Consider the following 23,291-nt stretch of genomic DNA (forward strand, 5'->3'; position numbering starts at 1 on the left):
TGGCATTGTAGGTGCCAGCAATAAAAAAAGGAATGCAAATAGACTTACGCTAATGATATTCTTTCAATAACAAATATATCATGGATTGACTATGGATCTGACATTAGACGAAGTCCTTCAGAAGGCTGTTGAAGCCCATAAAGCTGGCCAAGTTCAAGAAGCAGACCGTCTCTATACAGCAATACTTCAGGCACAACCCAAACACCCTGACGCCAATCATAATATGGGAGTGTTAGCGGTTAATGTGAATAAGATGCAAGAAGCGCTGGCTTACTTTAAAGCCGCCTTAGAATCTAACCCTGGCATAGATCAATACTGGATAAGCTACATTGATGCTTTGATTCAATTAGATCAAATAGTGGATGCCCAGACTGTGCTGATCAAGCTAGGGGCAAGGGAGCCAGCGGTGAAGCTTTTGAGCAGCTGGAACAAAGACTCAATGAGCCAAATAAAGTACAGAAAAAAGCTACCCCCTCCACTGATGGTCAAAACCCAGTGAGGCCTAATGTCCTAGACAGCTTAAAGCTTGATCAAGCGATAAGACTTGCAAAGAAGAAAGCCAAAGCAGGGTCTCCTGAGGACGCCAAGCTCATTTATAATGATATTCTTGGTAGATTTCCAAAGAACAAGCGAGCTCTTGATGGGATCAAATCACTATCGGTTGGACTTATTGGTAAAGCATCAAAGGTTAAAGAGCCACCACAAGACCAACAACAGCGTTTGATCAACCTCTTTCAGCAAGGGCAGCTCCAACAGGCTTTGGACAGTGCCAAGCAATTGTTGTTGCAGTTTCCTGACTCATTGACTGTGTATAATGTTCAAGGCGCGGCTAATGCAGGGTTGGGCCAACTTGATGCTGCTATAGGTAGTTACAAACAGGCTCTGAAGATTAAACCGGATTATGCTGATGCTTATAATAATATGGGTGTTGCCTTAAAGAATAAGGGGGACCTGGAGGCTGCGATAGGCAGTTACAATAAGGCTTTAAAGATCAAACCTGACTATGCTGATGCCTATAATAATATGGGTCTTGCCCTGCAGGGTAACGGTGATTTAGAAGCCGCAATAGATAGCTACCAGCAGGCTTTAAAGTTCAAACCTGATTATGTTGAGGCGTATTACAATATGGGTCTTGCCCTGCAGGATAAGGGTGATTTAGAGGCTGCAATAGTCAGCTACCAACAGGCCATAAAAATTAAGCCTGATTATGCTGAGGCCCATAACACAATGGGCATTGCCCTGAATGATAAGGGTGACCTAGAGACCGCAATAGACATTTACCAAAAGGCCATAAAGATCAAGCCTGACTATGCGGATGCCTATAACAATATGGGTCTTGCCTTGATGGCTAAGGATGATCTAGACGCTGGGCTAGCTAATTTCAAACAGGCTCTTAACATTAGGCCTGATTATGCTGAAGCTTATTACAATATGGGTAATGCTCTAAACGATAAGGGTGATTTAGAGACCGCAATAGACAGTTACCAAAAGGCCATAAAGATCAAGCCTGACTATACTGAGGCCTATAACAATATGGGCCTTGCCCTAATAGATAAGGGGAATCTAGATGCCGCCATTGGTAACTTCAAACAGGCTCTAAAGATTAAGCCTGACTTTGCTGACGCTTATAATAATATGGGTGTTGCCCTAAGGGAAAAGGGCCAATTAGCCTCATCTATAGATAGCTTAAAGCAAGCTATCAAGATCAGGCCTAATTTTGCTGAGGCCTTTCACAACTTGTCCTATCCCTATTTCTTGCAAGGTAGTGTGGAGAAAGGATTCAATTTTTACGAGTCACGCTTAAGACAAACAAAATCGACTGCTGCTCCTACTAGAGCCCACCTTATCTGGGATGGTAAAAAGAGCTTAAGTGGCAAACACTTTGTCATCTATGAAGAGCAAGGGTTGGGGGATATGATCCAGTTTTGCAGATATTTACCACTTCTTGAGCAAAAAGGGGCGGATATTACCTTTAAAGTAAAGTCAAAATTACATGCTTTGTTGCAAACTATGGACAGTAACATCAGGTTAGTGACAAGCTTTCCAAAAGAAAATAACATTGACTTTGAAGCCCCGTTGATGAGCCTTCCCCATCTCTTAGGCACTAGTTTAGAAACAATACCTGCTGCAAGCCCTTACTTATTTGCAGACCAGGAGAAAATTCGAACTTGGGGAGAAAGAGTGAGCACAGATAGGTTTAAGGTGGGCATCTGTTGGCAGGGTAGTACAGCAAAGGCCGCCATTGGGCGATCTTTTCCACTGTCAATTTTTGAGGGCATTTCTAGTATTCCAAATATAGAGTTAATCAGCCTTCATAAGGGTGCGGGTGAAGCCCAGATGGCTGGCATTGACTTTGATGTGACCACATTGGGACATGATTTTGATACAGGTCAGTATGCATTTCTTGATACAGCTGCAGTAATGATGAACTGTGATTTGATCATTACCTGCGACACATCAATTGTTCATTTGGCTAGTGCAATTGGAAGACCAACATGGCTTGTTTTAAAGCAGATTCCGCATTGGGTATGGATGTTAGATCGGTCGGACAGTCCTTGGTATCCAACAATTACTTTGTACCGGCAAAAATCCCAAGGAGATTGGGTTGATGTTTTTGAAACTATTGAAAGGGACTTAAGCTCTATGCTACAACAAAAAAAGGAAGTGAAATGAATAGCCCAAAAATCCCCATATCTTGGGGCGAATTGTTTGACAAGATAACGATTCTTCAAATTAAGTTGGAAAATATTACGTCAAAAAGCGCTCTCGAAAATGTTGAGCAGGAATTAAAGAAACTCCAATCGATATTGACTCAATACTGTCTCAAGACTATGGAAACGACACAACTTGAGGGTGAGTTGCGGCAAATCAATCAGCAACTTTGGGATATTGAAGACCAAATCAGAGATAAAGAAAGGAACAGTTCCTTTGATGATGAGTTTATTCAACTCGCTCGCAGTGTATACATCACAAATGATGAACGTTCTCGTATCAAAAGAAAAATAAATGATATGTTTGGATCAGAACTTGTAGAAGAAAAGTCATATGCGAAATACTAAGCCTCTATGTAACTCAGCCAGTATTGACCTGCGCCCGGATGCATCTCCAAGACTGTTTTGAAAAATAGTGATGACTGTTGTAGTTTGCCAACACTAAAGGCCAGCGCCCCCAAAGTTATGATTAACGTTAGGATGGATAGGTTGTGCCTGAAGTATGGCTGTATGGAGGAGGTCTGCTTCTAGAGTTTGAGCAGATTTCACCTGCTCAGCGAGCCCGCCAATAAGCGCCTGAAAATTATGCAATATTGCACGTTGTTAAGCTGTCTATGATTCCAGATGACCTTTTGGTTGGCTGATATGGTGGGGATGGGGGATACCCGTCGATGAAATTAAATCGCTAAAGTGCTATGCTAAAATAGCAATAATCGGCACTATATTTTTTGTCGATTAGCCTGATTAAAGAATGATTATCTTAATAAAACACGGGTTAAAAAATGAAATTAAATCTTGGATGCGGCGCAAAAATTAAAAATGGCTATGTTAACGTTGATAAGTTTGATTATTATGATGTTGACAAAGTGCATGATTTAGAAAAAATTTCCATATCCCTTTGATGATGATGTAGTTGATGAAATTTTAATGTCGCACGTTCTAGAGCACATAGGTCAAGATCCAGATATATTTAATAACATAATCAAAGAACTTTATAGAATTTGTAAAAATAATGCATTAATAAATATTCACGTACCACATCCCCGACATGATGATTTTATAACTGACCCTACACATGTCAGACCAGTAACCGTTGCGATGCTCGAGTTGTATAGTAAAGCTAATAATGAGGTATGGGCCATAATGCGTGCTGCCAACTCTCCTTTAGGATTAATACACAACGTTAATTTTGAAGTAGTATCAAGCAATCTTGTGGTTGATGAACGTATCAGAAAAAAAATCGAAACAGGTGAAATAAAAAGAGATGAATTACAATTCTATATCGATCATCACAATAATATTGTGAAACAAATTGATATAAAATGGCGTGTTATCAAATAAGGTTTGAAAATTATTGTCTGTGATAAATAATAAAGATTATTACCATCCCTTCGTGGAATAAGGTGTGTAAGAAACCGAAATACTATCTGACCAATATTTTTACCAGCAGTCATTCCGATGCCGAACCCAAAAATAGTTCTATTACTCATCCAGACCTATATCCTTAAGCTTGAGAACGAGATCTAGGTTTAATGCCTAGATGCTCAAGAACTCTCGAGTGTGACCTTGATTATCAAAGACCCTGACCCTAAAAACTTCAACTACACACTAGACTCATTAGCTTGAGAATTAAGTGCACTGGTTGATAAGCTATTCGAAGAGACCAACCTAAATCGTCACCAAGTCGGCAAAAAGCGTCTTAAGTTAATCCTTTTAAACCTCATTTTATACAAGGGCTCCAAGGTGCCGGTTTCTCGCCACAATAACTTCAAAGGGCTTGCTTTATACAATGGGCTAGATGCTGGTGTCACTGCTATCAAAACTGTAACTGACGAACTTGAGAAATCAGAATCCATACACTTTATAACTTGTAAGAATCTACCCTATGGAAATGGGATTAGGTCTTCAATCCAAGCAACGAGCGCACTTAGTAAATTACTTGACCCAATCACTCCTCAATTGGCTCCTCCTGCGCTGGTGCTATTTAGAGAAGATAAAGAATCTGGTTCTAAGAAGCTAATCGACTAAACAAATACCCCAAGAACAGTAAGGATTCCAAAAGGAACTGAAAGCATATAACGAGATTCTTAGAAGTATATATAGGGCTAAGAGATCCATCAGGCCTTTTGGGTTAAAAGGGCCCCAATAATTTAATCGTTCAACGACAGTTTATAGATACTGGAGTTTCATGCATAGGAGATCCAAAAATACTTTTTTAGTGGAAAGCTATATAAGTAATTAGTTGTCTGCCTTGCTTAAGTATGGCACTAAAGTTACTACCACTTAAGTAAGGTATTTATATAGATGTACGCTAATGATATTCTTGTCAATAAAAAATACATCATGGATTGACTATGGAACTGACATTAGACGAAGTCCTTCAGCAGGCTGTTGAAGCCCATAAAGCTGGCCAAGTTCAAGAAGCAGACCGTCTCTATACAGCAATACTTCAGGCACAACCCAAACACCCTGACGCCAATCATAATATGGGAGTGTTAGCGGTTAATGTGAATAAGATGCAAGAAGCGCTGGCTTACTTTAAAGCCGCCTTAGAATCTAACCCTGGCATAGATCAATACTGGATAAGCTATATTGATGCTTTGATTCAATTAGATCAAATAGTGGATGCCCAGACTGTGCTTGATCAAGCTAGGGGCAAGGGAGCCAGCGGTGAAGCTTTTGAGCAGCTGGAACAAAGACTCAATGAGTCAAATAAAGTACAGAAAAAAGCTACCCCCTCCACTGATGGTCAAAACCCAGTGAGGCCTAATGTCCTAGACAGCTTAAAGCTTGATCAAGCGATAAGACTTGCAAAGAAGAAAGCCAAAGCAGGGTCTCCTGAGGACGCCAAGCTCATTTATAATGATATTCTTGGTAGATTTCCAAAGAACAAGCGAGCTCTTGATGGGATCAAATCACTATCGGTTGGACTTATTGGTAAAGCATCAAAGGTTAAAGAGCCACCACAAGACCAACAACAGCGTTTGATCAACCTCTGTCAGCAAGGGCAGCTCCAACAGGCTTTGGACAGTGCCAAGCAATTGTTGTTGCAGTTTCCTGACTCATTGACTGTGTATAATATTCAAGGCGCGGCTAATGTAGGGTTGGGTCGATTTGATGCTGCTATAGGCAGTTACAAACAGGCTCTGAAGATTCAACCTGACTATGCTGAAGCCTATTATAATATGGGTGTTGCCCTCAACAATAAGGGTGACTTGGAGGCTGCAATAGGCAGTTACAAAAAGGCTCTAAAGATTAAGCCTGACTATGCTGAGGCTTATAGTAATATGGGTGCTGTCTTAAAGGATAAGGGCGACCTGGAGTCTGCAATAGACAGCTTCAATAAGGCTCTGAATATTAAACCCAACTATGCCGAAGCCCATAACAATATGGGTAATACACTGCAGGATAAGGGTGATTTTGAGGCTGCCATCCATAGCTATCAAAAAGCTTTAAAGATCAAGCCTAATTATGCTAAGGCCTATAATAATATAGGTGCTCTGCAACAGATTAAGGGTGACCTTGAGGTCGCCATTGATAGCTTCAAAAAGGCTCTAGAGATCAAGCCTGATTATGCTGAGGCCTATTACAATATGGGTAATGCCCTGCAGGATAAGGGTGACTCAGAGGCTGCTATAGAAAGCTACAAACAGGCTTTAAAAATTAAACCTGATTATGGAAGTGCATGGTATAGCCTGTTATACCCATTCCGAGCGATGAAGTTACAGACTCCGGACATTGAGGACCTCCTTTCAACGATTAATCTGAAGGTAGGTTCTAAGTATGCTCGCATTGCAAAATCTGTTTTGAGTTTTAGCCTGCACCAAGGGGGAAAAAATGCTGAAAGTGCTTTAAATGAAGTGTGCAGTCTCTTAAGTAAAGCTGACAATATAATCATCAGAAATCCAGCAGTAACGCCGAAAGAATCTCTTCCTCAAATGATTGGACCTAATAAGACAGTGGCACTAGTCCATTTTGGAAGGAGTGGCACAGGCTTACTGCATAGCCTTATTGATGGTCACCCAGAAGTATCTACGACGCCTAGTATTTATTTCAGTGAGTTCTTTAATCATTCCACCTGGGACAAGATAGTTTCAGGTGGATGGAACAAGATGGCAGATCGCTTTATTGCAACCTATGAAGTCTTATTTGATGCCTCAGTTCAAAACCCGATTGAATCAATGAGTAGAGCGCTTATTGCTAATTTGGGTCAAAAAGAGGGAATGGCTAATCTTGGAGATCAACGAGACGAAGTACTTAGGGTCGACAAAGCCTTATTTCGTGCAGAACTGCAGCGCCTTATGGACCTTAATGATCATCTTGATGCTTATGTTTTCTTTAAACTAGTCCACATGGCCTACGATAAGGCTTTGAAAGATCGTAACCTTAAAAACTTAATTTTTTATCATATCCATAACCCAGATTACTACGCAAAACTTAATTTTGTACAGTCAGCACCCAACGCTAATTGGGTCATGATGGTCCGTGAACCCATACAGGCTTGTGAATCTTGGATCAGAAGTAACTTTCATAATAATGCATATGCTGACATTCCGACTAAAATCATTACAATGCTCTATGAGATAGATAATATTATTTATGACAAACAAAACGCCGTTGGGGTCCGACTTGAGGATTTAAAGGAGTCTCCTCAAAAAACCATTCCTGCGTTGTGTGATTGGATGGGCATTGAAGAGACGGAAAGCCTTTATGAGATGACAGCACAGGGTAAGAAATGGTGGGGTGATCCAGGCAGCCCTGACTTTAAAAAAGATGGAATGGAGCCGTTTGGCAAAACTTCTATTGAGCGTAAATTAGGGTCAATTTTTACTGAGAACGATCAATTTATACTTCGTACGCTCTTCTACCCATTTAGTGTCAGGTTTGGATATGCAGAGCAGAACTTAGAACAGTTTAAAGTGGACCTCCAGGCAATAAGGCCAATGCTGGATAAAATGTTTGGTTTTGAAATAAAGATGGCTCAACGCATGCATAAAGATGCAGAACAGTTTATGAAATCAGGTTATTATTCATACCTTAGGTCAGGCTTGATCGATCGCTGGAATACGTTGGCTAAATGGCACACTTATCCAAATATGATAAAGCCACTAAAAATAAATTGGTAACACTGATATTGGAGATTGTGTATGGCAGGCAAAGTGATCTGGATTACAGGCTTGTCAGGAGCTGGAAAAACAACCCTCGCTAAAGAGTTAATTCAGCGCCTACAAGAATGTGAATCACAGCCCATATTGTTGGATGGGGATATATTGCGTAATCTTTTGCAAGTCTCTGAAAATGTACTAGATAGTCACAGCCGAAAAGCAAGAATTAAACTCGCGCTAAAATATGCTCAGATGTGCAGGTTGTTGTCGGACCAGGGTTTTATAGTTGTGATCGCCACAATATCGATGTTCGATGAACTATATGCATGGAATCGTGAAAACATAACAAACTATTTTGAAGTCTATCTAAAAGTACCTTTAGATGAATTGTGTCGTCGTGATCCCAAGTCTATTTATAAAAGGTATAAAAATGGAGAGCTCATCAACGTGGCAGGTTTAGATATGAGTGTAGACCCACCTCAAACGCCTCACCTGATCTTGGATTTTGAGACCCAACCTGCCATTTGGCAAAATCCTACCACTTTAGCTGATCATCTCATGGCAGCACTAAACAAACTAAATCCAGTATAGTAGAAAGAATTTAGCTAGGCCAACTGAACCAAAGGTATATTAACATGAACATCGTTTACTCTTACTTTGTCCTTGATATAGTTCATCGAGGACACCTTATGATGCTAAAGAACGCCAAAGCAATAGCTGGGCCAGATGGCCGCCTTATTGTCGGCATAGTGTCAGACGAGGCTGTCTTGGCAAAAAAAGGCAAGGCGCCTATTCTTGATTTTTCTGAGCGCTTAGAGTTAGCTAATGCAATAGAGTTTGTCGACTTGGTTGTTGGCCAGCAAGATTACACGCCCTTTGTAAATGTTAGAAATATAGTTCCAAATATTTTGATGGAAAGTGAGAGTCATGACAACAAACAAATTGAAGAGGGCCGAAAGTTAATGGTCGAGTTAGGGGGTCGAGTGATCGTGCTGCCTTATTTTCAAGGTCAATCCTCTACTTCAATTAAAACAAAAATAGCAGTTAACTGACAATTGTGACGGTTAGTAGACTTAATTCTAAACCCCTTGTGAATCTAATTGACGTTACTTTTCTAATAAAATTTAATCACCTGTGATGCGCCTAAGAAAATAGGGTCTTACATTCTAGACTTGATGTGGACTCTATTGATATTTACTCTGTATGAGTTCAGCGCTGTGAATCATTCATTTCCCCATACATTCTCGTGTAGATACTTAAAAAAAATCATAAAACTCCTAAAGTTCAACCTAGGTTAGCCGATAGTAACTCCAAAGGCTATTCCCACCCGGCCTTAATCGAGCGATTTCCAGCTCGGAAATCGTATAGAAATAGGGTCGGTTTATTTACTTTAGGAGTATTTATCATGAGTATGGTAATAGGAACAAACGTAGCATCTTTAACGGCGCAACGTCATTTAGAAACCTCACGCCAATCAATGGAAACGTCGATGGAGCGTTTGGCATCTGGCCAGCGTATTAACTCAGCCATGGATGATTCTGCAGGTTTAGCAATCTCTCATTCTTTGGAATCTAAAATCAGTTCAATGAATCAAGGTATTCGAAATGCCAACGATGGCATCTCAATGTTGCAAACTGCGGAAGGCGCGTTGGAAGAAACAAGTTCCATGCTAAACCGCATGAAAGAACTTGCGACTCAAGCTAGCAGCGGAAGTTACTCTTCTTCTGACCGCATTGCCTTGAATGCAGAGTTTCAGGCTTTGGCATCTGCCATCACCTCGGTTGCTGCAGAGACGGATTTCAACGGCACGAATATGCTGAATTCTACATCCAAAGTCTCTTTTCAGGTTGGAGATGGTGCAACAGATAACGTCACAATGCAATTCCAGCAAATGAAGTCATCTGATTTGGCCGTTTTTGACACTGGTTCGGCAGTTACTGAGCTAGCCACTGCTGCTATTACTGTTGCGCATACCAGCGCCTCACTGCCAGTGACTACTTTTACAATTACTACTGCCCCGTCTGCATCGGCGTCTCTTGAAATGGACGTTAGTGGTGTGACTTACACTCAAAAATTCGACACTAGCGCTCTTATAACGATGCAAAAATTAGGAGCAACAATTACTGCTGACAATGAAAATATCCATGCTACAGCATCAGCTACTGTTCTGACGTTGACAAGTTTGACAGCAGGTGAAGGTTGGACTTCTACTGGTCTGAAAGTATTTTCAGATAGTGTAGCGGTAGCCGGTACAACTATTTATGCTGAAACTACAGTAAACGGTCCCACGACTAAGCAAGTTGGTACCCATACGTTGAGCGCCACTTCTGCAGTCAACGAGACGATTACCGTAAATGTTAACGGTACTGAGTTCTCGCAAGACTTTGTCACTGACGGTGCGACCACTATGCTAGCCTTAGCAAGTCAAATTAATGATAGCACTACTAATCTCAACGCTGTGGGAACATCCTCTACTGTTCTGACGTTGTCAAGTACTTTAGCGGGTGCGGACTTCACCACTGGTGCGATGCAGAGAACGGCGAGCTTTGCTGGTAACGCGTCAATCTTAACAGCCGCTGGCGCCACTGCAGCAATGAGTGCTGTTGATGAGTCAATAGTGCAGGTGGATTCCTATCGAAGTGAGCTAGGTGCGGTAGCTAACCGGCTAGATCACACCGTGTCTAACTTGATGAATCGAGTGGAAAACCAATCAGCTGCAAAGTCTCGTATTGCAGATACAGACTTTGCCGTAGAATCGGCCAACCTTGCTAAGGCTCAAGTGCTTCAGCAAGCGGGTACTGCGATGTTGGCGCAAGCTAACGCTTCTGGCCAAGGTGTATTGTCTCTGCTAAAGTAAGCGTTAATCTGCAATAGAGGGTATGAGCTAGCTTATACTCTCTGTTATGATTAATTAACCAAATAGGAGGTTATTGTGGAGATTGAAGCACAAGGTACGAATCCCCAAGTGGCTCCTCACAAAGTTAATACTCAGGTCGATATAAGCCGACCAGTTGCGCAAACAGAGGCTGTAGTAAAGCATCAACCCAAGCCAGTACCTGAAGCTCCAAAGGTGGATATTAATCGAGAACCGATTATTTCAGCAAAAGAGCTTGAAGCTAAAATAGGAGAGTTAAACGAAGCCATGGTTTCGCGTAACCAAGCCGTTATATTTAGTACTGACCCACAAACGGGTAAGGATGTTGTAAGAGTCACCAACAAAAGTACAGGTGAACTTATAAGGCAAATGCCTAGTGTAGAAGCACTTAAAGCAATGCAGAATATTGACCAGATGATGGGCCTAATATTTAATAAAAGGACTTAGCTAAATAAATTACGTTGGTAAAGTTCAAAACAGCGCTACTTAACAGGGCGCTGTTTTTTTTGCTTTTGAATTCATTAGTTAATCAGTGCGCTTATAAGGTGGCATGATTTTTGCTTAATGTAAAATACAAAACGAAATTTCTATATAACGGCAAACAATTGCCACTTATGGCCCTGCAGCAAAGGGATCAGGAAACGGAGGGATTATGGCAGTTGACTATTTAAATGCAATGGGTGTTGGTGCGGGTTTCGATACTAAAGCCTTAGTCACCGCTATAGTTGATGCCGAAAAAGCCAGTAAGCAAGCCACTATTGATCGTAAGACCAAGGATGTTGAAACCAGTGTCTCCGGCATGGCTCAGCTTAAATCCTCTCTCACTACCCTACAAACGGCATTCCAAGCTGTAGATGATAAGCGGGACTTTAATTTCTCTTCTTTTTCGAACTCGGCCCCCACGCAGCTTAGCGCTCAATTTGATTCTAGCACATCGGAGCCCGGTACTTACAAGGTAACAGTGAGTCAATTGGCGCAAAACGATGTTTACCAGACAACCGCTGTTGCAGAAGCACTAGAAGTTGACACCTATACTCTTAATTCGGCTGTCAACGCCAGCGGGAGTGTGGAATTTTCCTATGGTGGCCTTACTTACACCCAGGCCTTTCTTACCGACTCCGCAACGACCATGAACGGACTTGTAGCCGCCATAAATTCAGGTTCTGCTGGGGCAACAGTGACTGCAGTTGCCACCAACAGTACAACGTTTACCATTACCACCGATGCTGGAAGTGACACACAGATGACCAAAGGCATAATTGGTGGAACAAGCGATGGATCCACAGCACTCTCTGTGTCAACTGCTGATACTACTGCAGGAATTGGTGCTTCGACGGTGGATCAGAACGGCACATCAGCGGCAACGGTTGTCATTCAAGTGGGTTCAGCCGCAGCTGAAACGATTACTTTAGTAGCGGGCAGCACGTCCTTGGCAGATCTCGTCCTTGGCATCAATGAGCTCACTGCTGATGTCTCTGCGCGTCTTGTAGAGACTAGCAGTGGTGCTTTCCGTGTTGTCGTTGAAGGCCCTGAGGGGAGTGACAACGCGCTGACTATCACAGACTCTGTGTTTGGTTTACAAACCACAAACACACGGGAGGTAGACACCTATACACTCGGTGCTGCAGTTACTGACGGCGGTAGTGCGTCATTTACCTATGAAGGCACTACTTACACACAGGCCTATTCTTCCAGCTCAGCAAATACTATTGTCCAGCTTGCCGCTCAGGTAAATGCTGCATCTGGAATCACAGTTGCTGCAGTTTCTGGCAGCGGAGTGGCTTTCACTGTAACCAGTGACGTTGGAAGTGATACTCAGATGACCAAAGGCACCATTAGTGGAACAACCAACGGCTCTGTTGCGCTTACCATTTCAACTGTAGATACTACAGTTGGAAGTGATGGTAATAAAATCCAAGGAGCGCAAAATGCCACACTCAGCGTGAACGGATTAGCTATTTCTAGTGCAACTAACCAAATAGAAGCCGTGGTTCCTGGGCTTAAGCTTGATCTTATGGAAGTTTCAGCCAGTGCTGTGGTGTTATCAGTAGGGCGGGATACAACTGTAGCCAAAGCAGCCATTACAAACTTAGTAAATGCCTATAATACGTTTGAAGGTGTGATAAAAGGTCTTACTGCAGCTGGCTCTGTAACCACGGATGAGGGTGACCTCAAAACTGATTCTGAGGTGAAGGCTATTAGAAGCAAGATGCGTAGTTTTTTGACAACTGATAGTACAACACCGGGTAATACCAAGAACAATATAATGGACATCGGTATATCGCTACAGAAGGATGGAACCTTCTCGGTGAACCAAACAACGTTAAGCGCGGCGTTGACCAATTATTATGACGACATCACTAAAATGTTTAGCGCCAATACAGATGATCAAACGGCTCTTGGCACTGCCAGTAGGGGCATTGCGGGAGACTTGGTAAACCAAATAGCGGCTTACCTCGCATTCGATGGTGTTGTTAAGCTCCGAGAGACCAGTTATGCCAAAACAACATTAGAGCTAACTAGCGACCAAAAGGCGCTGGATACGAAGATGACGTCTGTTGAGGCGAGGTACACTAAGCAATTTAGTACCATGAATAAGATAATGGCTGAAATGAAATCCACACAGGAATATCTGAAAACGCAATTAGAAAATTTGCCATTTACGAAAAGTAACGATTAATTGGTTTAATGTTAATTTACTTGTATTGAAATTAAATTAAATGATAATGATAATGATAATGTTGTGATCTCCTTGTTAAATGATGATATTTTATAATGTTTAGACGATCCCCTCTTCAGCAATATGGCAATGTTCAACATGATGCGCAGGCAGAGTTTGCTTCTGCTCATGAAAAAACTTTGATGCTATTTGACGGTGCAATAACTTTTATTGGTGTCGCATTACAAGCCATCGCGCGTTCAGATTACGAGTTAAAAGGTAAGATGATCAGTAAGTCAATTGCTGTCGTTAATGGGTTAAAAGATTGTTTAGATATGAGTCATGGTGAGTTACCGAGTAATCTTCATGATTTATATGAGTACATGGTTGAGAAACTCTTTCAGGCCAACCTAACATCTGACGTGGAAGCCATTAAAGAGATTCAATTGTTGCTTAAAACCGTGCGAGAAAGTTGGGCTCAGATTCCGTCTGAAATGCATCAGATTAGTTCGAGTAAAGATCGTTAAAAAAATAGCAAAGATGTTAATGTTTGTGTGTTTTCTGCCGATAATATAAGTGTTATCTACCGTAATGAAGGAACACTTTATGAATGCTATCGCAGCCTTGGCGAAATATGGCCAAATTAAAAATGATACCCAAACCACCTATGCGTCACCTCATCAGTTAATGTTGATGTTATTTGATGGTGCAATTGAAGCCATGAGCATGACCATCGGAGCTATCCAAAACAACAATTTTGAGTTACGAAGTAAACAAAGCACTCGTTCCATTACCATTATTAATGGTATGCGTGAATGTTTAGACATGGAAACGGGTGGAGATTTAGCTAATAATTTATATTCCTTGTATCAATATATGACCAAAGAATTATTTAGAGCCAGTTTTAAAAATGATGCGGATACTGTGCAAAATATTCAGGCCATGTTGAAAGATATTCGTGGGTCTTGGGAAAAAATACCTTTAAACATGCACTATATGCAAAAGGTCAATTGACTCGAGATACACTTGGTTACAAAGTAACGGAGTGTTTTACTTGCACTAAATTGAATATGTCGGTATTTTGACGGTTCCAAATGTGTATGGATGGACCCATGTCAATTACCGATTCTTTATTGTTAGGCAACTCGCCTCCCATGCAGCAGGTTAAACTGCTCATTCAGCAGGTTGCTCAGTCTAACGCCTCTGTGCTCATTCTTGGTGAATCGGGCACGGGTAAAGAGTTGGTGGCGAAAGCCTTGCATCAAGAATCTAGCCGCTGCGAGCACTCATATGTGCCAGTAAACTGTGGCGCTATTCCTTCAGAGTTGCTTGAAAGTGAATTGTTTGGCCATGAGAAAGGGGCTTTTTCGGGTGCATCTAGTGCCAAAAAAGGTCGTTTTGAACTGGCGGATAAGGGCACTTTGCTGCTAGATGAAATAGGCGAAATGCCCCTCAGTATGCAAGTTAAACTGCTGCGTGTGTTGCAAGAACAAGTCATCGATCGAGTGGGTAGCGAGAAGCCCCGATCCATTGACGTGCGCATTGTTGCTGCTACCCATCAGAACTTATCAGATAAGGTAGCCGCACGTGATTTCCGCGAAGACCTTTACTACCGACTTAATGTATTTCCTATTCAAATGCCACCGCTGCGCGAGCGCGGTGAAGACATTCTTTTATTGTGGAACTTTTTTGCACAAGAACTCTGTGTAGGAGACGATTCCCCGGTAACTCTTTCTATGGCTGCGGCTCATGATTTGATGCAGCGCCAATGGAAGGGCAACTGCCGTGAATTGCGTAATTTAGTAGAGCGCATGAACATTTTGTACCCTGGTGCAGAAATTACCTTACAAAATCTTCAGCCCAGTGCCCCCATACTGGTATCAGACATGCTTGCTGTGGAGGGCCAAGTAGAATTAGCGTTATATCCCCAAGCGTTGGAAAGTAATCCTTCTAGGGTCAAAGATGTAGTTGAGCCTCCGCGTTTATTTGATCCTCTCGTGATAGACGAGCATCCAAGTAATATTGATAGCCTCGCTGACATGCTAGTGTCAGCCATAGACATGAGCCACGGTTGTGATCTTAAACAGCAGCTCATTGCTGTTGAAACCCAACTCATTCAAAAAGCCCTCGATGCGACCTCAGGTAATGTCAGTAAAGCCGCAGACTTACTCAGTGTCAGACGTACGACATTGATCGAAAAAATTAAGAAATACCAGCTTCAAGAATTGAGTTAACATTGACGTAATCTCGTCTATGTTCATTAAAAGTATTTTATTTTTATATAAATACTGTTTAAAAACATAAACTTAGTATAGTTTAATGTTTATGGCACCAAAATTGCATTTAAATTTGTGAATAGTTTTAAAGCCCTTTGGGCAAACCACAAATGGAAGCAATGATGGCCAACACCAATCCAACAGTCGCAGTACTCGATAGCCAAGACACCGGCCTAGACATGCTTGCCGAAATGGCAAGCGGTGCGGGTATGGTGGCCTTACCAGCTCATGACTTGAATGAACTGGAAGTGTTATTTGGTCGGGGTCAAATCGACCTACTGGTTATTAATGCGGCTAGTTTACAAGTACCATTGGCGAGTGTTTTTCAACACTTAGCCGCCTCTTTACACCGCGCCAGTGTGCTGGTTTTGGTTGAGGCGAATGACGTGGCTATGGCTGTTGAGGCGATGGCCTTAGGTGCCAAAAATGTACTTCCCCTGCCGATTGAACCTGGTCGTTTTAAACGCTATCTAGGTCAATTACTTGCGCGTCAGCCAGATGGATTTATTTGTCGAGACCTCCGCAGTCAGCAGCTTTTAGCGCTCTCTGAACGGGTAGCACAAACGGATGTGACAGTGCTTATTGGGGGTGAATCTGGTGCTGGTAAAGAAGTCTTAGCCAAGCACATTCACCAAGCGTCACCTAGATCAAAAGGCGAATTTGTAGCAGTGAACTGCGCCTCGATCCCAGAAACGATGCTAGAAGACATGCTTTTTGGTCACGAGAAGGGGTCTTTTACTGGAGCCCATCAGCGTTATTTAGGCTTATTTGAACAGGCCCAAGGTGGCACCTTATTCTTAGACGAAGTGGGTGAGTTACCCTTTTCGTTACAAGCAAAGCTTTTGCGAGTGGTACAAGAAAAAGAACTCAAGCGTTTGGGAGGCACAGAAGTCATCAAGTTAGATGCACGCATTATTGCGGCCACCAACCGTGATTTACAAAAAGAAGTCTTAGAAAAGCGTTTCAGAGAAGACCTCTATTATCGCTTAAACGTGTTCCCTCTGAAGCTATTACCCCTTAAAGAACGGGCGCAGGATATCTTACCGATTGCTCAGTTCTTATTGCAACGTCATCGTGGCTCTATGGGCGCCATGGCAGCAAATGCTCAGTTTGATAAGCCCGCATTAGGTTTTTTACAATCTTATTCGTGGCCAGGTAATGTGCGAGAATTAGAAAATGTGGTGCAGCGTGCCTTAGTGCTTGCTGTTGGTGGCTCCATTGGCCTAGAGCATTTGCTAGTTGATGGTGGGCTTGATGATTTTATGGAACAGATCCCTAATCTTGGGCTAGTACAGAATGTGAGTTCTTTGCCACAAATGGCTGAACAAGAGCATTACCAGACGTATCAAGCAACAGGCACAGATGGCGGCTTTGTAGGGCAAGATCTCAACAATCGAGGCTTGTCTGACGTGGCCCGCGACAGTGAACAAAAAATGATCTTAATCACTTTAGACCGACTTAATGGTAGCCGCAAAGACGCTGCTATTGAACTGGGCATTAGCCCTCGAACCCTTCGTTATAAGCTTGCTAAGATGAAAGATCTTGGTATGGCCATCCCTAGTTAAAGAGTAATAAATTATGAATGTAAATAGTGCAAACTCAATGCAGGGCATGATCAATCAAATGCGCATCATGGCCAGCCAATCCCAAACACAAGCGCCAGGCCTTAATGGTGTCAATCAAACTGAAGGCGTTTCTAGCTTTGGTGAAGCCTTATCTTCAAGCCTTAAGTCGGTGAATGAAACTCAAATGACGGCCAAAAATATGGCCGAAGCCTATGACCGTGGAGTCGATATCCCTCTAGCAGACGTCATGCTAAGCATGCAGAAATCATCCATGGCCTACCAAGCAACCTTACAAGTAAGAAACAAAGTGTTGTCGGCCTATCAAGACATTATGAAGATGCCCGTTTAAGCCCCAATAATAACCATAACGACTAAGTTTTAGGATAATCCCATGGCAGAGACAACGATGAATCAAGCGGCATTACCAGCTGGAGCAGAGACTCCAGAGCAGACTGTGCCACAAGGCATTTGGTCTGAATTTTTGGCACAGCCTGCTGTTAGACGCACCTTACCCTTGGCCGTGACAGTATTCGCTTTATTGGTGATGGTGATGGTTTACATGTCATTAAATAAGGCCAGCTATCGGCCTTTATTTCCAGGCATGAGTGGCGTTGATCAGGCAGCAGCCTTTGAAAGTTTGCAAAAAGCGGGCATGGCAGTCGAAATTGATGCTGCCACAGGGTCGGTGAGTGTGCCCACTGATTCATATCACCAGGCGAAGATGGTACTAGCTAGTCAAGGTATTCCAGCCACATCGACAGACGGATTTGCCATGATTCGTGACCAGCAGTCTATGGGTACGAGCCAATTTATTGAACAAAAACGCTATCAACTAGCCATTGAAGAAGAGTTAGGCAATTCAATTAGCAGCATTCAGGCGGTACAGGCGGCACGAGTGCATCTTGCGGTTCCTAAGCAGTCTGTGTTTGTGCGTAACCGAGTTGAGCCCACTGCATCGGTTATTCTAACCCTTGCCCAAGGGCGCAGATTATCTGAATCTCAAGCCCAGGCTGTGGTGCACATGGTGGCTTCTAGTGTGCCTTACCTAGAAGCTTCAAATGTTTCTGTAGTCGATCAGTTTGGGAATCTGTTGGCTAATGATGACGACTTAAGTGGCCTAGGCATGAGTGATAAGCAGCTTAGTTATCGCAACAAATTAGAAAAAATGTACCAACAACGGATTCAATCTTTGTTAGGGCCATTAGTTGGCGCCAATAAGTTACGTGCTGAAGTGAATGCTGACATGGACTTTACGGTTCAGGAAATGACTCAGGAAAATTATAATCCTGATACCATTGCGATCCGCAGTGAGCAACTGACTCAGGGCGCTGGCAATAAATCAGGTATTGCAGGTGAAGGTGTTCCTGGTGCTTTGTCTAATGAACCTCCCCAAGACCCTGTGATGCAGGAGAATCAAACTGAAACCATTGATTTAGGTAACACACCGGGAGAAACTGAAGTTGCTGGTCCTCTTAATCGCACCCGAAATTACGAAATTGATCGTACTATTCAGCACACCAAACTTGCCACGGGAGAGCTAAAGCGCCTGAGTATTTCAGTCGTCATTGATGAGCCCCTTGTGACCAATGACGAGGGTGAGCAAGTGCGTCAGCCACTGACGGCAGATCAGGTTGAACGTTTTCAAAGCTTGGTTAAAACTGCAGTCGGCTTTGATGACCAGCGTGGAGATAACGTAACTGTCCTCGGTATGGCTTTTCAGATTGAGGCGGTCATTCCAGAAACTCCCTTGTGGGAACAAAACTGGGCGCAGAATTTGGTGCGTCAATTATTGATTGCTATACTGGCGCTGGTGTTTATTTTAGTCGTGCTTAGGCCAGCTATTAAACGCCTTGTGACCACTGATGTTGCCGCAGACGCTTCTGATGAAGCTATAGAGTTGGGCCCAGATGGCCAACCTATTGTTCAGGCACCAGAAGAAGACATGATTGATGGTGAAACCTTAGAAGACATGAAAGCAAGAATGCGGCCGAAGAAATCTTCCGTATCCATGGATATGTTAGATACGGCCAACAGTTATGATGATAAAGTCGCGCTCATGCGTATGTTAGTGACCGAAGACTCCAAGCGAGTTGCCGGGGTCATGAGTAATTGGGTAAAGCAAGACCTTTAAGGTTTGCTAGAATAGCTGCGACAGTGAGTTAAAGACGAGAAAGCACTATGGCTGATAAGAAAAAACTAGAACCGGATGTCGACCTAAAAAAGGAAGACGAGTTTCAGGCGTTAACCAAAACTCAAAAGACGGCCATTATTATGATGGTTTTGGGAGAGGAAGAGGCGGCTAATGTTATTGGTCACCTGCCTCCAAGAGAGGTGCAGCATTTAGGTGCTGCCATGGTTTCTGTGGCTAACGTGTCCCAAGGAGCAGTGGACATGGTGCTGGACGAATTTGTTGGGACTATGAAACAACAAACCAACCTGTCTATGGGCACCAGCGATTATGTACAGCGAGTCTTTAATAAAGCCCTGGGCGAAGACAAAGCATCGAGTGTACTTAATCGAATTATTCCTACGCGCGCAAGTAACGGCTTAGATATTCTGAACTGGATGGATGCCCGCTCGATCGCTGAAATGATTCGTGGAGAACACCCCCAAATTATTTCTATTATTGTGTCTTTTTTAGAGCATGAAGTAGCGGCTGACGTATTACACTATTTACCAGAAGATCTGCGCGCAGACATTATTATGCGGGTGGCACAGCTGGAGACGATCCAGCCAGAAGCCTTAGAAGAACTAGAAACCATTATGCAAAAACAGTTCACCAGTAACTCTGCTGTGAAATCATCTAATGTGGGTGGGGTCAACCAAGCGGCTAAGATCATGAACTTTACCAAGTCTGATATGGAGACCCAAATTATGGGTAACCTAATGGAACGTGATGAAGACCTGACAGGTCGTATTCAAGATAATATGTTTGTGTTTGATAACCTTTCAGGTGTGGATGCAAGAAGTATTCAGGTGCTCATTCGCAACATTGAAACCGATCTGCTGATGGTGGCATTAAAAGGCGCAGATGACCTGGTTAAAGATACGTTTTTGGATAATATGTCTAAACGTGCGGGTATACTTTTTCTTGATGACATGGAGGCTAAAGGCCCCATGCGTATTAGTGAAGTGGAAGAAGCTCAAAAAGATATTCTACGCACAGCCCGCCGATTATCTGATGCGGGAGAGATGATGCTAGGTGGTGGAGCTGACTTTGTCTGATAATGTGATCAAACATGATTTTACAGGGGATTACCAAACCTTCGAAACGTCTTTGTCTGGACTTGACGTTGAATTCTCGCCGTTTTTCTCTCTTACATCTCAAGCGGGAGCAGCGTCTAAAGAGGGTTTCTCTGCGGCTGAAGTTTCTGTTGTGAGCCAAGCTCAAGCAAAACACGAAGATTGGAAGGTATTTACTGTGCCCCATGAGGATGCCAACTTTGCTGGTGCATCGGATGCTGCATCGGATATCACGGGGGAGGACGCATTGCTAACAGCAGCAAATGGTGTTGAAGGTGACACTATTGCGACCCCAGACACCACCAGTCACGATGAGGGCTATGAGCAAGGTTACCAAGAAGGCTATGACCAAGGCTTTGCATTGGGTCAAACTGAAGGTGAGCTTAAAGGTATTGAAACGGGCCAACAACAAGTTGAGGTGCTAGAGCAACAGCGCAATAAAGACATGCAAGTGGCTTTAGGGCACCTATCACAATTAACCGATACCTTATCTGATGAATTGTTACAGCCTATGCAAACTTTAGCTGTGCACTTAGCTAAAGAGTTAGTACGTGGTGAGCTAAGTTTATCCTCACAGGCGATAGAAAGGCTAATTATGCTGAGTATGGAGCAGCTTCAAAGTACCCAGTCTACTATTCAGGTGCATATGAATCCCCTTGAGTTTGAGCGTTTACAACAGCATAAAGGCTTGCCAGATCAAGTGGTGTTGCAACCCAGTAATGATGTGTCTATGGGCAGTATAAAAGTAGAGCATGCAGACAGTTGGGTCGAAGATTTGATGGAAGACCGTTTAGCACAAATTTCCCAGCAAGCGTTTGGTTTTATTGATGAAAAATTGATTGAGCCGCTTGAAATATTGGACGACAAGCCATTACCAAAACTAGAGCAAGAGCAAGAGCAAGAGATGGACTCTGCCCCAGAGCCGGTGTCCTCACTTGAGACAGAGTCAGAGTCAGAAACATCACTAGGGCCGCAACTCAATTCAGAGACAGAGATAGGAATAGATCCAGACGCAGATACAGAAGCAGTTACAGGCGCGGATATAGATACAGATATAGATACAGATACAGATATAGCAGCAGAATTAGATTCAAAGGTGGAGTCTGCTAATAAGACTGAACCTGAATCTGAGCTTGAACTGCATGTGACATCTGATTTAGAGTTAGAAACTGCTCAAGCGGTTGAATCCGAACCCGAATCTGAACCAGAAGTAGAGCTAGAATCAACATTAGAATTAGAAACCAAAACTGAAGCTGAAACTGAAACTCAAGCTGAAATAGTCGCCCCAGAGGATGAGGGCTTAGAGAATAAGTCGCCAGATGAAGCTGTGGTAACTGAACAAGACCTCAAGCTAGAGTCAGACACAGACACAGACACAGACACAGACACAGACACAGACACAGACACAGACACAGGGCCCAATAATGTTAACAATGATGGGCAGTCTGAAAACGATCAAGGTAGGTCTACGCATGACTAATTTAGCTGATAAGTTATCGCAAAGCCTTAGCCAAATTCAGGTCCAGCGCGCAAGTTCGCAAGGTGTATTAACGCGGGTGGTGGGCTTAACCCTAGAAGCCACTGGTGTGAATGCCCCAGTGGGTTCTTACTGTGACATTATCAGCCCCAGTGGATCCACATTAGTGGCAGAAGTAGTCGGTTTTGGTGATGGAAGATTACTGTTAATGCCGTTTGGAAGCGTGCAAGGCATTGCTGCTGGTTTTAAGGTGAAACCGCAATCACAAACACAAAGTACGGCCATGAGTCGGTCTATGCTGGGACGCGTGTTAGACGGTATGGGCCATCCACTCGATGGTGGACCTGACATTGTGGCAGAAGAGCACCGCAGTATTTTGGGACAATCTATTAATCCTCTGAAGCGGCGACCCATTGACCAAGCCTTAGATGTGGGCGTACGTAGTATTAACGCACTGCTTACTGTGGGTTGTGGCCAAAGACTTGGTTTGATGGCAGGTTCAGGTGTTGGTAAAAGTGTCCTCATGGGTATGATGACCCGTTTTACCCAAGCTGAAGTGATTGTTATTGGGCTCATTGGTGAGCGGGGGCGAGAAGTTCAAGAATTTGTGCTCGATTCCCTGGGAGAAGAGGGGCTTGCTCGTTCTGTAGTCGTTGCAGCTCCAGGAGACACGTCTCCAGTCACACGCTTGCATGCGGCAAGATTGGCCACCACCATCGCCGAGTTTTTTAGAGATCAAGGCAAATCTGTATTACTGCTAATGGATTCTATTTCCCGTGTGGCCCAAGCCCAACGAGAAATTGGATTGGCCATTGGCGAACCACCTACAACCAAAGGCTACCCTCCCTCAGTGTTTACCCTTATTCCAAACTTAATGGAGCGAGCAGGTAATGGCCATGAAGATGGGCAAGGTGCCATCACAGCTTTTTATACGGTGTTGGCAGAAGGTGATGATCAACAAGATCCCGTTGTTGATGCGGCTCGCTCTGTCCTCGATGGCCATATTGTCTTGAGTCGTGAGTTAGCTGAAGCGGGTCATTACCCAGCCATAGATATTAATCAGTCCATCAGTCGTTTAGCACCAGCTTTGCAAGGGTTAGGCCAGAAGCAGGCAGGGCAGCAACTCCGCCAGTGGTTAAATAGCTATGCAGAGAACAAAGATTTAATCACTGTGGGGGCTTATCAAGCAGGTAAAAACATAGTTTTAGACCAAGCCTTAGATAAAAAATTAAACATGGATCGATTCTTGCAACAAGGAATGCATGACTCGTGTGATATGGCAACCAGCTTGGATCATTTGCAAATCCTCGCACAACCGCCACAACACGAATTTCAGCAATCAGAAACGCTGCAGGCTATGCCCTAACTTTAGTTTAGTGC

The 23,291-nt window shown here is 43.2% G+C and carries 20 protein-coding genes; all 20 read left to right on the forward strand.

Annotated elements, in window-relative coordinates:
* The first annotated feature begins 91 nt into the window (after positions 1–91).
* The 20 genes from ABXT59_RS03225 (at position 92) to ABXT59_RS03320 (ending at position 23,277) form a co-directional block, all read left to right on the forward strand.
* Positions 92–499, forward strand: a complete 408-nt coding sequence (locus ABXT59_RS03225) for a tetratricopeptide repeat protein (protein ID WP_443637655.1) — start codon at positions 92–94, stop codon at positions 497–499.
* Positions 496–2,673, forward strand: a complete 2,178-nt coding sequence (locus tag ABXT59_RS03230; RefSeq protein WP_443637656.1) for a tetratricopeptide repeat protein — start codon at positions 496–498, stop codon at positions 2,671–2,673. Before ABXT59_RS03225 ends, ABXT59_RS03230 begins: the two co-directional genes overlap by 4 nt.
* A complete protein-coding gene (locus ABXT59_RS03235; RefSeq protein ID WP_443637658.1) occupies positions 2,670–3,059 on the forward strand; it encodes a DUF6165 family protein in 390 nt (129 codons plus the stop codon). Before ABXT59_RS03230 ends, ABXT59_RS03235 begins: the two co-directional genes overlap by 4 nt.
* Positions 3,060–3,638: 579 nt before the next feature.
* The gene (locus tag ABXT59_RS03240; protein WP_443637660.1) at positions 3,639–4,052 is read left to right on the forward strand and encodes a hypothetical protein; all 414 of its coding nucleotides are present in this window, start codon (positions 3,639–3,641) and stop codon (positions 4,050–4,052) included.
* 402 nt (positions 4,053–4,454) lie between these two features.
* Positions 4,455–4,739: a hypothetical protein gene (locus ABXT59_RS03245; RefSeq protein ID WP_443637661.1), complete on the forward strand. Its 285-nt coding sequence runs from the start codon at positions 4,455–4,457 to the stop codon at positions 4,737–4,739.
* 326 nt (positions 4,740–5,065) lie between these two features.
* A complete protein-coding gene (locus tag ABXT59_RS03250) occupies positions 5,066–7,837 on the forward strand; it encodes a tetratricopeptide repeat protein (RefSeq protein WP_443637662.1) in 2,772 nt (923 codons plus the stop codon).
* Positions 7,838–7,858: 21 nt separating this feature from the next.
* A complete protein-coding gene (locus ABXT59_RS03255) occupies positions 7,859–8,407 on the forward strand; it encodes an adenylyl-sulfate kinase (RefSeq protein WP_443637663.1) in 549 nt (182 codons plus the stop codon).
* 44 nt (positions 8,408–8,451) lie between these two features.
* Entirely contained in the window at positions 8,452–8,868 is a 417-nt protein-coding gene (locus ABXT59_RS03260) for an adenylyltransferase/cytidyltransferase family protein (RefSeq protein ID WP_443637664.1), read from the forward strand.
* A gap of 353 nt (positions 8,869–9,221) precedes the next feature.
* The gene (locus tag ABXT59_RS03265) at positions 9,222–10,673 is read left to right on the forward strand and encodes a flagellin N-terminal helical domain-containing protein (protein ID WP_443637665.1); all 1,452 of its coding nucleotides are present in this window, start codon (positions 9,222–9,224) and stop codon (positions 10,671–10,673) included.
* Positions 10,674–10,748: 75 nt separating this feature from the next.
* Positions 10,749–11,138, forward strand: coding sequence for a flagellar protein FlaG (locus ABXT59_RS03270; RefSeq protein WP_443637666.1), 390 nt, complete (start codon positions 10,749–10,751; stop codon positions 11,136–11,138).
* A 205-nt stretch (positions 11,139–11,343) separates the two neighbouring features.
* Positions 11,344–13,371 (forward strand): flagellar filament capping protein FliD, encoded by a 2,028-nt coding sequence (fliD, locus tag ABXT59_RS03275; protein ID WP_443637668.1) that lies wholly within the window; start codon positions 11,344–11,346, stop codon positions 13,369–13,371.
* 95 nt (positions 13,372–13,466) lie between these two features.
* Positions 13,467–13,877, forward strand: a complete 411-nt coding sequence (fliS, locus tag ABXT59_RS03280) for a flagellar export chaperone FliS (RefSeq protein ID WP_443637669.1) — start codon at positions 13,467–13,469, stop codon at positions 13,875–13,877.
* 79 nt (positions 13,878–13,956) lie between these two features.
* Positions 13,957–14,364, forward strand: coding sequence for a flagellar export chaperone FliS (fliS, locus tag ABXT59_RS03285; protein ID WP_443637671.1), 408 nt, complete (start codon positions 13,957–13,959; stop codon positions 14,362–14,364).
* 98 nt (positions 14,365–14,462) lie between these two features.
* Complete coding sequence (locus ABXT59_RS03290; RefSeq protein ID WP_443637672.1) at positions 14,463–15,584, forward strand: sigma-54 interaction domain-containing protein; 1,122 nt, start codon at positions 14,463–14,465, stop codon at positions 15,582–15,584.
* A gap of 152 nt (positions 15,585–15,736) precedes the next feature.
* Positions 15,737–17,191, forward strand: a complete 1,455-nt coding sequence (locus tag ABXT59_RS03295; RefSeq protein ID WP_443637673.1) for a sigma 54-interacting transcriptional regulator — start codon at positions 15,737–15,739, stop codon at positions 17,189–17,191.
* 13 nt (positions 17,192–17,204) lie between these two features.
* Positions 17,205–17,540, forward strand: coding sequence for a flagellar hook-basal body complex protein FliE (gene fliE, locus ABXT59_RS03300; protein WP_443637675.1), 336 nt, complete (start codon positions 17,205–17,207; stop codon positions 17,538–17,540).
* 42 nt (positions 17,541–17,582) lie between these two features.
* Entirely contained in the window at positions 17,583–19,322 is a 1,740-nt protein-coding gene (fliF, locus tag ABXT59_RS03305; RefSeq protein ID WP_443637676.1) for a flagellar basal-body MS-ring/collar protein FliF, read from the forward strand.
* A gap of 47 nt (positions 19,323–19,369) precedes the next feature.
* Positions 19,370–20,416 (forward strand): flagellar motor switch protein FliG, encoded by a 1,047-nt coding sequence (gene fliG, locus ABXT59_RS03310; RefSeq protein ID WP_443637677.1) that lies wholly within the window; start codon positions 19,370–19,372, stop codon positions 20,414–20,416.
* On the forward strand, positions 20,409–21,914 hold the full coding sequence (locus ABXT59_RS03315) for a FliH/SctL family protein (RefSeq protein ID WP_443637678.1): 1,506 nt from the start codon (positions 20,409–20,411) through the stop codon (positions 21,912–21,914). The genes fliG and ABXT59_RS03315 overlap by 8 nt, the downstream gene beginning before the upstream one ends.
* Positions 21,907–23,277, forward strand: coding sequence for a FliI/YscN family ATPase (locus ABXT59_RS03320; RefSeq protein ID WP_443637679.1), 1,371 nt, complete (start codon positions 21,907–21,909; stop codon positions 23,275–23,277). The genes ABXT59_RS03315 and ABXT59_RS03320 overlap by 8 nt, the downstream gene beginning before the upstream one ends.
* Positions 23,278–23,291 lie beyond the last annotated feature (14 nt).

Source organism: Candidatus Njordibacter sp. Uisw_058 (genome assembly GCF_047730065.1).
Lineage (GTDB): Bacteria > Pseudomonadota > Gammaproteobacteria > Pseudomonadales > Balneatricaceae > Njordibacter.